Source organism: Ruegeria sp. BF10, from assembly GCF_056538725.1.
This window is the reverse complement of sequence record NZ_JBQFTR010000001.1, coordinates 36,864-48,779: the sequence shown is the minus strand read 5'-3', so window position 1 is coordinate 48,779 and position 11,916 is coordinate 36,864. Positions and strand designations below refer to the sequence as shown.

At 59.4% G+C, this 11,916-nt stretch carries 13 protein-coding genes; 4 read left to right on the top strand and 9 right to left on the bottom strand.

The window, feature by feature from the left end; translation table 11 throughout:
- Window positions 1-38: 38 nt before the first annotated feature.
- Entirely contained in the window at window positions 39-764 is a 726-nt protein-coding gene (locus ACR0DJ_RS00250) for a 16S rRNA (uracil(1498)-N(3))-methyltransferase (protein ID WP_480683532.1), read from the bottom strand.
- A gap of 12 nt (window positions 765-776) precedes the next feature.
- Between ACR0DJ_RS00250 and ubiA the strand changes: the two genes are divergently transcribed.
- From ubiA to ACR0DJ_RS00235, 3 genes are all read left to right on the top strand, one after another.
- On the top strand, window positions 777-1,739 hold the full coding sequence (gene ubiA / locus ACR0DJ_RS00245; RefSeq protein WP_480683531.1) for a 4-hydroxybenzoate octaprenyltransferase: 963 nt from the start codon (window positions 777-779) through the stop codon (window positions 1,737-1,739).
- A 64-nt stretch (window positions 1,740-1,803) separates the two neighbouring features.
- Window positions 1,804-3,729 (top strand): OmpA family protein, encoded by a 1,926-nt coding sequence (locus tag ACR0DJ_RS00240; protein WP_480683530.1) that lies wholly within the window; start codon window positions 1,804-1,806, stop codon window positions 3,727-3,729.
- Between the two features lies 1 nt (window position 3,730).
- Complete coding sequence (locus tag ACR0DJ_RS00235) at window positions 3,731-4,051, top strand: hypothetical protein (RefSeq protein WP_117870533.1); 321 nt, start codon at window positions 3,731-3,733, stop codon at window positions 4,049-4,051.
- A 21-nt stretch (window positions 4,052-4,072) separates the two neighbouring features.
- Here ACR0DJ_RS00235 and ACR0DJ_RS00230 read toward each other — a convergent pair whose 3' ends face one another.
- From ACR0DJ_RS00230 to pgsA, 4 genes are all read right to left on the bottom strand, one after another.
- Window positions 4,073-4,294 (bottom strand): PLP-dependent transferase, encoded by a 222-nt coding sequence (locus ACR0DJ_RS00230; RefSeq protein WP_480683529.1) that lies wholly within the window; start codon window positions 4,292-4,294, stop codon window positions 4,073-4,075.
- A 204-nt stretch (window positions 4,295-4,498) separates the two neighbouring features.
- Window positions 4,499-4,942: a molybdenum cofactor biosynthesis protein MoaE gene (locus tag ACR0DJ_RS00225; RefSeq protein WP_170346270.1), complete on the bottom strand. Its 444-nt coding sequence runs from the start codon at window positions 4,940-4,942 to the stop codon at window positions 4,499-4,501.
- A gap of 3 nt (window positions 4,943-4,945) precedes the next feature.
- Window positions 4,946-5,191, bottom strand: a complete 246-nt coding sequence (gene moaD, locus ACR0DJ_RS00220; RefSeq protein ID WP_480683528.1) for a molybdopterin converting factor subunit 1 — start codon at window positions 5,189-5,191, stop codon at window positions 4,946-4,948.
- 3 nt (window positions 5,192-5,194) lie between these two features.
- Window positions 5,195-5,863, bottom strand: coding sequence for a CDP-diacylglycerol--glycerol-3-phosphate 3-phosphatidyltransferase (gene pgsA / locus ACR0DJ_RS00215; RefSeq protein WP_170346269.1), 669 nt, complete (start codon window positions 5,861-5,863; stop codon window positions 5,195-5,197).
- Window positions 5,864-6,036: 173 nt separating this feature from the next.
- On the opposite strand from pgsA, the gene ACR0DJ_RS00210 reads away from it, so the two are divergent.
- Window positions 6,037-6,921, top strand: a complete 885-nt coding sequence (locus tag ACR0DJ_RS00210; protein ID WP_170346268.1) for a DMT family transporter — start codon at window positions 6,037-6,039, stop codon at window positions 6,919-6,921.
- On the opposite strand, the gene uvrC is transcribed toward ACR0DJ_RS00210, so the two are convergent.
- The 4 genes from uvrC to ACR0DJ_RS00190 form a co-directional block, all read right to left on the bottom strand.
- Entirely contained in the window at window positions 6,918-8,780 is a 1,863-nt protein-coding gene (gene uvrC / locus ACR0DJ_RS00205) for an excinuclease ABC subunit UvrC (protein WP_480683527.1), read from the bottom strand. The two genes, ACR0DJ_RS00210 and uvrC, sit on opposite strands and share 4 nt — an antisense overlap.
- A gap of 290 nt (window positions 8,781-9,070) precedes the next feature.
- The gene (locus tag ACR0DJ_RS00200; RefSeq protein WP_480683526.1) at window positions 9,071-9,850 is read right to left on the bottom strand and encodes an SDR family oxidoreductase; all 780 of its coding nucleotides are present in this window, start codon (window positions 9,848-9,850) and stop codon (window positions 9,071-9,073) included.
- A 21-nt stretch (window positions 9,851-9,871) separates the two neighbouring features.
- Window positions 9,872-10,834 (bottom strand): calcium/sodium antiporter, encoded by a 963-nt coding sequence (locus tag ACR0DJ_RS00195; protein WP_171641760.1) that lies wholly within the window; start codon window positions 10,832-10,834, stop codon window positions 9,872-9,874.
- Window positions 10,835-11,005: 171 nt separating this feature from the next.
- Window positions 11,006-11,803, bottom strand: coding sequence for a S49 family peptidase (locus ACR0DJ_RS00190; protein ID WP_480683525.1), 798 nt, complete (start codon window positions 11,801-11,803; stop codon window positions 11,006-11,008).
- Window positions 11,804-11,916: the final 113 nt, after the last annotated feature.

The window sequence follows — 11,916 nt, the reverse complement described above, 5'->3', positions numbered from 1 at the left end:
CTCAATGGCCGGGGCATCAGACGGCGAGGCCTCTCGGATCACGCCCAATCCCCCAGCGCCTGCTGCCACATGGTCAGCGCAGCGACTGCCGCCGTGTCGGCCCGCAGGATACGCGGGCCAAGGCTGACAACATGCGCATAGGGCAACCCCGTCAGACGCGCGCGTTCCTTGTCGGAAAACCCTCCTTCGGGACCGATGAGAATCGCCCAGGGCCGTCCTTTTTCATTGGCGGCCAGTCGCAGGGCCGATCCAACCTCGGCTTCGTTGCAGAACATCAGTTGTCGATCTTCGGGCCATGCATCCAGCAGCCGATCCAACCGCTGCAAATCGGCAACCTCGGGCACGAAGGTTCCGCCGCACTGTTCGGCCGCCTCGACGGCATGGGCCTGCAACCGATCTTGTCGGATGCGTTCGGAATTGGTGAACTCGGTCTGCACCGGCATGATACGCGCCGCGCCCATTTCGGCGGCTTTTTCCACGATGAAATCGGTGCGGGCCTTTTTGATCGGTGCAAACAGGAACCACAGATCGGGCGGCAACTGCAACGGTTTCGTCTGCTCAAGGCAGGTCAGCGTCCCGCCGCGTTTTCCCGCCTCCGAGACTTCGGCCAACCACTCTCCGTCCTGCCCGTTGAACAGGGCGACCTGCCCTTTGACCGCAAGGCGCATGACACCAAACAGATAGTGCGCCTGGTCGCGCGTCAAAGGAACCGATTGCCCCTGACCCAAGGGCTGCTCTACATACAGTCTGATCTTCGCACTCATGAGACCCTACATATGCAAGGCAATGCCCCAACACCAGATGGTCAAGTCGCTGATGCCGTCAGTGGCAACTGGGTCGACACCCGTGCCCCGGCCTTTGCCCGCCCCTATCTGCGCCTCAGCCGCGCGGACCGGCCCATCGGGACATGGCTGCTGCTGATTCCCTGTTGGTGGGGGCTGGCGCTGGCGATCCTTAACGACGGTCAGCCACGTTGGGAAGATCTTTGGATCGCCATGGGATGCGCATTCGGGGCCTTTCTGATGCGGGGCGCCGGTTGCACCTGGAATGACATCACGGACCGGGAATTCGACGGGCAGGTCGAACGCACTCGCTCGCGCCCGATTCCTTCGGGTCAGGTCAGTGTCCGGCAGGCCGCGGCGTGGATGGTCCTGCAATGCATTCTGGCGCTTGGCATCCTTCTCAGCTTCAATCAGGCGGCCATTGCCATGGGCGTATTGTCCCTGCTGCCCGTGACAATCTATCCGTTTGCCAAACGGTTTACGTGGTGGCCTCAGGTGTTCCTGGGGCTGGCTTTCAACTGGGGCGCCCTTCTGGCCTGGGCGGCGCATAGCGGTTCCGTGGGATGGCCAGCGGTGACGCTGTACCTGTCTGGAATCGCGTGGACCCTGTTCTACGATACCATCTATGCGCATCAGGATGCCGAGGATGACGAACTGATCGGCATCAAATCAACCGCTCGTCTGTTCGGAGCCGATACAGCGCGGTGGCTGAAGTATTTTTTGGTGGCGACCGTGTCGCTGATGGGGCTGGCCATCGTCGATGCAGGGGTGCCGGATGCCTCGATGCTGGCATTGGGTGTTGCGCTCTGTGGACCTTGGGCAATGGGCTGGCACATGATGTGGCAACTCCGCGCGCTGGACATCGAAGACAATGCCAGGCTGTTGCAATTGTTCAGGGTCAACCGCGACACTGGCTTGATTCCGCTGATCTTCCTCTGCGTCGCCCTGTTGCTCTGATTGCACCTGCTGAACGGGGCCTGTAAAGATCGGCCCAACCGCCTGAGGAGTGTCAAACCCAAATATGCGTCTGCCGTATTTTATCGTTGTTTCCCTGATCTTTCTTGTGTCAGCCGGGCTGTCGCTTTTGGCAGCCAGCTATGCCGTCACAAAGATCGAAGAGACATCGGAATTCGCCGTGCGCCGGGCGCTTGACCTCAAAGGGCACGACTGGGCCGAGGTTGAATCCGATGGCTTGCGCGTGGTCCTGACCGGGATCGCACCGGATGAGGCGACACGGTTCAACGCGCTGACCGCAGCCGGAACCGAGGTCGATGCGTCCCGCGTAATCGACGAAATGGAGGTCGAAGCGACCTCTGCCCTCGCGTCACCACGCTTTTCGGCAGAAATTCTGCGCAATGATCACGGTATCTCGATCATCGGTCTGATCCCCGCCAGTGAAGACAGGGACGACCTGATCAGACGGCTGAGCAATCTCGACCGCAACATCGCGGTCTCGGACCTGATGGAAACGGCGGATTACCCCAAGCCCGACGGTTGGGATGCAGCGATATCCTATGCCATCGAGGCTTTGGCCAGCCTGCCGCGTGCCAAAATTTCCGCAAACGCCGATTTGGTCAAAATCACCGCCATTGCGGACAGCCAACAGGAAAAACAACGTCTCGAACAAGATCTGACCCGCGCCGCACCGCCCAGCCTGCGGATCGGGCTGGCGATTTCGGCCCCCCGGCCCGTCATTACGCCCTTTACGCTGCGTTTTCTGATCAACGAAGACGGTGGGCAATTTGACGCCTGCTCGGCACAGGATGCAAAAGCGCGCGACCGGATCGTGACCGCTGCGCGCGATGCCGGCTTGTCGGGGCCATATTCCTGCACCATCGGTCTGGGCGAGCCCTCGCCACGCTGGCCCGAAGCCGCCGAGAAGAGCATTCGGGCACTGGCCAGAATCGGCAAAGGCTCGGTCACGATGTCGGATGCGGACATCACCCTGGTCGCGGCACAAGGCACCGATCCAGCCTTGTTTGACCGGGTTGTAGGTGAACTTGAAACAGCGTTGCCTCAGGTCTTTGCCCTGCATGCTGTGCTGCCGGAACCTGAAACCAGCGAACAGACCGGGCCCATCGAGTTCTCGGCGACCCGCAGCCCCGAAGGGCTTGTGCAACTGCGAGGGCGTCTGGGGGATGAAACGTTGCGGGACATGGTCGACAGCTATGCCCGCGCGGCCTTCGGCTCGGATCAGGTCTATACCGCGACCCGCATCGCGCCGGGGCTTCCGGCAGATTGGCCGGTGCGTGTTCTGGCCGGCCTGGAGGCGTTGGCCCAGCTTCACAACGGGGCCCTGACCGTAACACCAGGCTCGGTCGAACTGACCGGCCTCAGCCATGAAGAGGATGCCAAGGCCCGGATCGCAGGTCAGTTGTCGGACAAGCTGGGCGAAGGGCAGGAATTCACCCTGACGATCACTTATCAGCCGCCGCCAGAGCCCGAAGACGCGCTGCCCGATCCTGAAGTCTGCGAAGCGCAGATCGCCGAAATCCAGACCGTCAGCAAAATTGCGTTCGAACCCGGATCGGCAACGATCGCATCCGACTCGCGCGATACGGTGAACCAGATCGCCGACATCCTGCGTGACTGCGGGCCGATCCGGCTGGAGATCCAGGGCCATACGGACAGCCAGGGCCGCGAAGAGATGAACCAGCAGCTCAGCCAGGCACGGGCGCAATCGATTCTGAACGAGCTGCGCGGGCGGCGCATTCCCACCAGCAGCTATACTGCCGTCGGGTACGGTGAAACACAGCCCATCGCGGACAACGACACCGAAGAAGGCCGCGAGGAAAACCGGCGGATCGAGTTCCGGCTGATCCGCCCCGAGCCTGTCGAGGCCTCGGAAACAGGTCTCGAAGCGCTTGAGGCTGAGGCCGAGGCTGACGCGCCTGAAACGGATCAGACCGAATCGACCGCACCAGACACGGACGCAGAGGACCAGTAAGTTGAACAGAACCGAATTCATCATCGCCACAGCCGTCATTCTGTTTGCGGCCTTCTGCATGGGTTGGTTTGCCAACTGGCTGGCACACCGCCTGTCCCGCGTCCGCCAAAGCGACGTCGCTGATCTGGATCGCATGAGCCAGGAACTGCACGAAGCGGAAGAAACCCGCGATCAGGCCATAACCTACCTTCAGCAGCGCGAAGCCGAGCTGACCAATCAGCTGACCCAGACAGAGGCAGAACTGGCCGCAGCCATGGACGGTCTGCGCGCCGCGCGGCAAGAGGCCGAGGAAATGCGCGGTCGGATCAACAACGCCGACTGAACGACCGCCGTCCCGGACGGCTCACAGGACCTGTGCCAAATCTGCGAACAGGTCTTCGGGGTCTTCCAGACCAACCGACAGCCTGAATACGCCGTCGCCTGCGAAATCCCGGTAACTTGCCAATTGCGCCCCTTCCAATCGGAAGGACGATTGCATCAAAGCTTCGGTTCCCATCCAGAATATCAGACTGCGATGGTGGCCAAGCGACACGGCATAGTGAACGATCCGGAGTTTATCGATCATCTGCCGGGCAAACGCACCGCTGGTCGGGGCCAGGCTTTGTCCGAATGAATTGTCTGTGTCGCAAGGCCTTAGCAATTCAATCCGTGGTGCTGGCCGCCATCCTATCGATCCATTTTCACGGATTTGGTGCAGGTTCGCGAACCACTGTCAGGATGAGAATTGAACTCGCTCGGGTCCCAGAACCACCGCGATGGCCGCGCGACGTTACCAACGGGTCAGAGCGTCTTCGTCCTGATCTTTGGCCGCAACCCATTCGGCGCCGGAACGGGTAATTTCCTTTTTCCAGAACGGCGCGCGGGATTTCAGGTAGTCCATCAGGTATTCGGCCGCCTCGAACGCGTCCTTGCGATGGGGCGCCGCCGTGGCCACCATCATGATCTTGTCACCCGGTGCCAGACGTCCAAAACGGTGAATGACCAGCACATCGCCCAATGCCCAACGCGCCTGCGCCTCTTGGGCGATCTTGGTCAGGGCACGTTCGGTCATACCGGGATAGTGCTCGATCTCCATCACATCCAGATCACCGCTTGCAAGGTCACGCACAACGCCGGTGAAAGTAACGATGGCCCCGTTGGCATCATCCCCGGCGGCAAAGGCATTGGCCTCGGCCCCCAGATCAAATGCCTCTTCCTGAACCGCGATCCGCATCGGTCAACCGCCCGTCATAGGTGGGAAAAACGCAACTTCCCGAACACCTGCCAGCGAAGCATCGAAATCTGACAGTTCCTGATCCAACGCGACGCGAAGGGCGGACAAATCGGCAAACGCCGCGGCATAGCGATCTTCCCGAGCGCTCAGTTCAGCCACCAGGTCGCTGACCGTGGCCGCATGCGTTTCGACCTTTTCTTTTGGCAAGCCGATGCGTTCGCGCACCCAGGCGAAATACAGAACATCCATCGGTTAGCTCTCCTTCAGATGAGGCATGGCTTTACGTAGATAATCATAGCCAGTGATCAATGTAAGCGTTGCTGCGATCCACAACAGCCACAGCCCGACCTGACCGGCCCAGTACATACCATCGACATTCAGGCGCAGGTGGTTCACGTCTTCGACCTGCCCCGCAATGATCTGCTCGACCAGCTCGGCATCCATGCCAAAACTCGCCATCACGGCATAGTGTTCAAAGATGCCCTGCGAAAACAGAACCGCGATGGCGACCATCTGGGCCGTGGTCTTCCATTTCGCCAGTTTGGTGACTTTGAGCGTGCCGGCCACATCGCCCAGGTATTCCCGCAGGCCCGAGACAAAAACTTCGCGAAACAGGATCACGGTTGCAGGAAGGACAAGCCACGGTGTCCAGTGCTCGGTCGAATAGCCCACAAGGATCATAAGCGCGATCACTACCATGGCTTTGTCGGCGATCGGATCCAGCATCGCTCCGATTTTGGTCTCCTGCTTCCATGCGCGGGCCAGATACCCATCAAACCAATCGGTAATCGCCGCTGTCAGGAACAGGATCAGTGCAAACCAGTCCGCATAGGGACGGGTGAAATACAGAAACATTACAGCCAGTCCGGGCGCGGCCAGCAGGCGCAGCACAGTCAGGAGATTGGGTAAATTCCACTTCATGGCTTGGACCCTATATTGCTGGTCCGGAACAGAAAAGCCAATCAGGCAAAAAACTTCATCACTCACAATCGCTTGGTCAAAGCGCCGCAGGCCTGACGTCTCAGAACAGTACCTCTTGGCCTTTCCCGGCTTTGCGGTCAGATTGCCGCGCAAGCCCAGCCGGAAAGTACCAGATGACAGCGCATATTCAAACCGACACACGGTCAAACATGATCGGCAGCCTCTGGATGGTCGCCGCGATGGCCGGTTTTGCGCTGGAGGATGCGTTGCTGAAAGCAGCTTCAGCCGCGCTGCCGATCTGGCAGGTTCTGGTTCTTTTCGGCGCGGGCGGGTCCGTGGTATTTGCCGCGGTGGCCATGGCGCGCGGGCAGCGGCTGCTGCACCCTGACGTTCTGTCCGGCCCGATGAAAATTCGGGTGCTGTTCGAGGTCTTTGGTCGGTTGTTCTATGTTCTGGCCATCGCACTGACTCCGTTGTCTTCGGCCACTGTGATTCTGCAAGCCACGCCTCTGGTCGTTGTTGCAGGCGCGGCGCTGTTCTTCGGCGAGACAGTGGGTTGGCGGCGCTGGAGCGCCATCTTTGTCGGCATGATCGGCGTCGTCGTCATCCTGCAACCCACCGGAGACAGTTTTTCGCTGCTGTCGATATTGGCGGTGCTGGGAATGCTGGGGTTTGCCGGGCGTGACCTGGCCAGCCGTGCAGCCCCTGCCACGCTTGGAACCGAAGTCCTGGGGTTCTACGGCTTCCTCAGTATCATCGTGGCCGGCGTGGCCTATCGGTTTTGGGAAGGCGCGCCTATGGTTTCGCTCAGCGTGCACACAAGCCTGCACCTGACCGGCGCGGTGCTGATGGGGGTAATGGCTTATGCGTCGCTGATGAAGGCCATGCGCACGGGTGAAGTGTCTGCCGTGACCCCGTTCAGATACACCCGGCTGTTGTTCGGCATCGGGTTGGGGGTGGCCATTTTCGGTGAAAGCCTGGACCCTACCATGTGGGTCGGCAGTGCGCTGATCGTCGCGTCGGGCTTCTATATCCTGTCGCGGGGTCGGCGCGCCTAGCCCTTGTCGTGGAAGAAGTCGTAAACCTTCTGCGCCAACCCGGCCGAGATCCCTTCGACCGCTTTCAGATCGGCCAGATTGGCCCGGCTGACGGCTTTGGCGCTGCCGAAATGGGCCAACAGAGCACGCTTGCGCGCAGCCCCTACCCCTGGGATTTCATCCAAAGGCGTTGCACCCACGGCCTTGGCGCGTTTCGCACGATGGGTGCCGATGGCGAACCGGTGCGCCTCATCCCTCAAGCGTTGAATGAAATACAAAACAGGATCGTTGCGTTTCAGCGCAAAGGGGCGCTGGCCGATCCGGTGGAACTCTTCCTTGCCGTGATCGCGGTCGACCCCTTTGGCGACGCCGACCATGGGAATGTCTTCGACCCCATGTTCGACCATGATCTGATGCACGGCGCTTACCTGCCCGGCACCGCCATCGATCAGCAGCAGGTCGGGCCACAGCCCTTTGTCGCGATCCGGGTCTTCCTTTTGCAATCTGGTGAAACGGCGGTTCAGCACCTCTTTCATCATGCCGAAGTCGTCACCCGGTGTCAGGTCATCACCGCGAATGTTGAACTTGCGGTAAGCGTTCTTCATGAATCCCTCGGGGCCCGCAACGATCATGCCGCCGACAGCATTGGTGCCTTGGATATGAGAGTTGTCGTAGACCTCGATCCGTCCCGGCGGACCGTCCAGTTCGAACGCCTCGGCCAGCCCGCGCAGCAGCTTGGCCTGCGTGGCACTTTCCGACATGCGGCGGGCCAGAGCCTCGCGTGCGTTGCGCAAGGCACCGGCAACCAGTTCCTGTTTTTCGCCACGCTGCGGCACAAGGATTTCGACCTTGCGCCCGGCTTTTTCGGCCAGCGCCTGCTGCATCAGATCCACGTTTTCGATTCCGTCCGACAGGATCAGCTGCCGCGGCGGTTCCTTGTTGTCGTAGAACTGGCCCAGAAAGGCCTCCATCACCTCGGCAGGTGAAACATCCGGCCCGACGCGCGGATAGAAATCCTTGTTGCCCCAGTTCTGGTTCGCACGGATGAAAAACACCTGCACGCAGGCCTGACCGCTGTCCATATACAGGCCGATCACGTCCGCCTCGGCCACACCGCGCGGGTTGATGCCCTGAGAGGTCTGCACCTGCGTCAGCGCCCGGATGCGGTCACGCAGACCGGCGGCGCGCTCGAACTCCATCGCCTCGGACGCGGCCATCATCTGCTCGGCCAGTTCCTCCTGTACCTTGGTCGAGCGACCCGACAGAAAGCGTTCAGCGTCCTTAACGCTTTCACGGTAATCCTGTTCCGAGATCAGGCCGACACAGGGCCCGGAACACCGTTTGATCTGATAAAGCAGGCAAGGCCGTGTTCGGCTGTCGAACATCGAATCCGAGCAGTTGCGCAGCAGGAACGCTTTTTGCAACTGGTTCAGCGTCCGGTTCACCGCACCGGCACTGGCGAAGGGGCCGAAATAGGCACCTTTTTCCTTCTTCGCCCCTCGGTGTTTCTTGATCTGCGGAAAGTCATGATCCTTGGCGACCAGTATGTTCGGAAAGCTTTTGTCATCCCGCAACAATACATTGTATTTCGGCTTGAGCTGCTTGATCAGGTTCTGCTCCAGCAGCAGGGCCTCGGTCTCGGTTCGCGTGGTCAAAAACATCATCGAGGCCGTCGCGGCGATCATCTTTTCGATCCGCCCCGAATGACCCGGCCGTGTGTAATTCGACACCCGTGCCCTGAGATTTCGGGCTTTGCCGACATACAGAACCCGGCTGTCTGCATCGAGCATGCGGTAGACACCCGGAGAACTGTCCAGCGTTTTCACATAGCGCTGAATGCAGGCATAGCCGGTAGGGGATGATTCGCTGTCGCTGGTCATGATCCTGAGATATGATTCTCTGGCAATGGCTGCAATCTCATGCCTTTCAGATCAAGAGAAAACAAATCCACGGTTTCTGTGGATAAGTGTGAAGATAAAATTCCGGAAGATCGGAAATCCCCTTGTTTCCTTGCCCTTTCCTTTACTTGCACAAAAAATAGGCAACTTATCAAGGGCTTGTTTTTAAAGGATATTTTTTTGCATACTTAGCAAGTGTATGAAAAAAAAGACATTTTTGTAACGCACATGTAACAGAATTGAGAGCGGTGCAAAACTTGCAGCAAAATTGCTTATTCAACACCCAGAACATCCGGAGTTTTCCAACCCAGATGCTGACCGCCGTCCACACATAAAAGCTGTCCGGTGACCGCGTGTGCATCCAGAAAATACCCAAGCGCTGCGGTTATGTCAGACGGGTTGGATCCCCGTTCCAGAACGGTATTTGAACGCTGTGCCTGGAAATGCTCTTCGCTTTGGCGGTGGCCCTGCATCGTGGGGCCCGGCCCGATCGCATTGACGCGGATCGTCGGAGACAATGCCTGCGCCGCCGTTCGGGTCAGTGCCCACAAACCCATTTTTGCGATGGTGTATGACATGAACTCGGGTGTCAGTTTGCGCACACGCATGTCCACCATGTTGACGATGAGGCCGGTTGCAAGCGGTTCGCCATTCTCATCTGCGCCAGCGCTCAGCCCCTGATCTGCCATGGCCTGCGTCAGCACAAAGGGCGCGCGCAGGTTGCTGTCGAGATGTCGATCCCAGCTTTGCCGGGTTGCCGTGTGGATGTTGTCGTATTCGAAGATTGAAGCGTTGTTCACCAGACACGTGATCGGCCCGCCCAGCGCCTCGGCCGCTTTGGGCAGCAGCGCCTGAACCTGAGCTTCGTCCAGCAGATCGGCCTTCAGGGTCACGGATTTTCGGCCCAGGGCCTGTACCTCTGCCGCTGTCTTTTGCGCCGGGCCTTCGGATGAGGCGTAATGCACGGCCACATCGAAACCTCGATCTGCCAGATACAGTGCCATGGCCCGGCCCAGACGAATACCGGCGCCGGTGACTAGGGCTCGGGTCATGCTTCACCTCGTTTGGTCAGATCACACCAGCAGTACGATGACATAAAGCACATAAAGGAAAGTCAAGACCAACCCCCAGACGCGCGAGATGTCGCGTTTGAGGAATACAAACGGAACCAGCAGCAGCGATGCGCCCAGCATGACCCACAGATCGAACCGAAGGAATTCCGGATCGACCGGAATACGGCCGAACCAGGTTGCGATCCCGATGATGGCCAGAAGGTTGAACATGTTCGAACCGATCACGTTGCCCAGCGCGACATCGGCCTGTCTGCGCAATGCCGCCATAAGCGTCGTCGCCAGTTCGGGCAAAGAGGTTCCAACCGCGATCAGGGTCAGGCCGATGACCGTTTCGCTGACCCCATAGGTTCTTGCGATGACGGTCGCGTTGTCGACAAGTAAGTGCGCACCCATCGGAAGCCCCACCAACCCCAGGATCAGGTAAATCGATACCTTCCAGTAGGGCATGTCAGGGTCGGCTTCCTCCAAGCCTTCAAGCTCGTCGTCATCCGCGCAAGCCTCACCACAGGCCTTGCGATGTGCTTTTGCCTCACGAAAGGCAGTCATCAGGACAAGACTCAACGCCGCCAGCAGGATCAGACCGCTGAAGAAGGTGAATGTTCCGCAAAAAGCCAGCCCGATGAACAGAACCGTCGCCATCAGCATGAAGACGTAATTCCTGCGGCTGTCACATTCACTTGTGTGAAGCGTTGCCAGCAATGCGGGCAGTCCAAGAACCAACAGGATGTTGGCCGTGTTCGATCCGACAACGTTGCCCAGCGCAATACCGGGCGCGTTCTCTTTCAATGCGCTGATGGCGATCAGCAACTCGGGCGCAGACGTGCCGAAGGCCACAATCGTAAGGCTGACGATCAACGCCGGAACACCCAGACGCAGGCTCAGGTTTACAGCACCGCGCACAAGCGCATCGCCTGCAAGCAGCAGGATCAACAGCCCAAGACCAGACAGCAGCCAAGTGGTGATCAAGTCCGACCTCCTTTTTCGCAGGCGCAGGGGCCTTTGCCTATGCGAAACCGTCCGCAGCGCGGACACTTGGCGGAACTCAGTTTCTTCTGCCCCGGAAAGCGCAGTTTGCCGAACATCGCCAGGACACCCATGCCAATCAGAAAAAGTGTGACAGCCTTGATGATCACGTCACAAACCAAAACGCGCGTAGGCCGCACGCTCCTCTAATCCGGCGATGGCATCCTGTGCCAGGTTGGCCCCGAACCGCGACCAGATTGGTTTGCGCAAGCCATAACGGCGGAACTTGACCTTGTCGCCAAAGCGTTCCTGCATTTTGGGTTTCAGATGGGCGATACCATCGATCAAACCCAGTTCATGCGCGCGACGCGCCAGCCAGACTTCACCCGTGAACAGATCGGCACTGTGATCCAGCTTGTCACCTCGGCGGGCTTTGACATGCGCGATGAAGTTTTCGTGGATGTCACCCAGCAGCCCTTGCAAGCGCGCCACATCCTCTTTCTTTTCCGGCGAAAAGGGATCCAGCATCGATTTCGATTTGCCCGCTGTATGGACGCGCCGCTCGAACCCCTGCCGCGCCAGGAAGACATGCGCGCCAAAACCTGCCGAAATGACTCCGATCGAGCCAAGAACCGAACTGTCGTCGGCCCAGATCTCATCCGCGGCGGCCGCCAGCCAATACCCTCCGGATGCCGCAACATCTTCGACAAACCCGATCACGGGCACGTCCAGCTCTTCCGACAAGCGCCGAATTCGGGCGCCAATCAAAGAGCTTTGTACAGGCGACCCGCCCGGAGAGTTGATCTCGAGCGCGACAGCCGCAGGTTTACCCTTTCGAAACGCCTTGTCGAGAACCGGGGCCAGGGTGGTATCGTTCAAGGACCCGCGACCGGCCATTCCAATGGAACCGGACAAACGGACAACGGCCACGCAAGGGTGCTTTTTTACGAACGGCAGGCTGAGCTTCATGGGTGCCGATGTAGAGTGCCCCCAACCCGTAAACAAGGGACTCTGCCGGCGTTAAACGCGACGTGAACCAAATTCACACACCCGATGGGCAAAAATGCAACGCCTTGGCGAGG

What these genes read in the sequence shown, in the direction of transcription:
- ACR0DJ_RS00210 (WP_170346268.1), top strand. Translation starts at nt 6,037, where the DNA reads ATGACAGCGCATATTCAAACCGACACACGGTCAAACATGATCGGCAGC.
- ubiA (WP_480683531.1), top strand. Translation starts at nt 777, where the DNA reads ATGCAAGGCAATGCCCCAACACCAGATGGTCAAGTCGCTGATGCCGTC.
- ACR0DJ_RS00230 (WP_480683529.1), bottom strand. Translation starts at nt 4,294, where the DNA reads ATGATCGATAAACTCCGGATCGTTCACTATGCCGTGTCGCTTGGCCAC.
- ACR0DJ_RS00225 (WP_170346270.1), bottom strand. Translation starts at nt 4,942, where the DNA reads ATGCGGATCGCGGTTCAGGAAGAGGCATTTGATCTGGGGGCCGAGGCC.
- ACR0DJ_RS00250 (WP_480683532.1), bottom strand. Translation starts at nt 764, where the DNA reads ATGAGTGCGAAGATCAGACTGTATGTAGAGCAGCCCTTGGGTCAGGGG.
- uvrC (WP_480683527.1), bottom strand. Translation starts at nt 8,780, where the DNA reads ATGACCAGCGACAGCGAATCATCCCCTACCGGCTATGCCTGCATTCAG.
- ACR0DJ_RS00190 (WP_480683525.1), bottom strand. Translation starts at nt 11,803, where the DNA reads ATGAAGCTCAGCCTGCCGTTCGTAAAAAAGCACCCTTGCGTGGCCGTT.
- pgsA (WP_170346269.1), bottom strand. Translation starts at nt 5,863, where the DNA reads ATGAAGTGGAATTTACCCAATCTCCTGACTGTGCTGCGCCTGCTGGCC.
- ACR0DJ_RS00240 (WP_480683530.1), top strand. Translation starts at nt 1,804, where the DNA reads ATGCGTCTGCCGTATTTTATCGTTGTTTCCCTGATCTTTCTTGTGTCA.
- ACR0DJ_RS00200 (WP_480683526.1), bottom strand. Translation starts at nt 9,850, where the DNA reads ATGACCCGAGCCCTAGTCACCGGCGCCGGTATTCGTCTGGGCCGGGCC.
- moaD (WP_480683528.1), bottom strand. Translation starts at nt 5,191, where the DNA reads ATGGATGTTCTGTATTTCGCCTGGGTGCGCGAACGCATCGGCTTGCCA.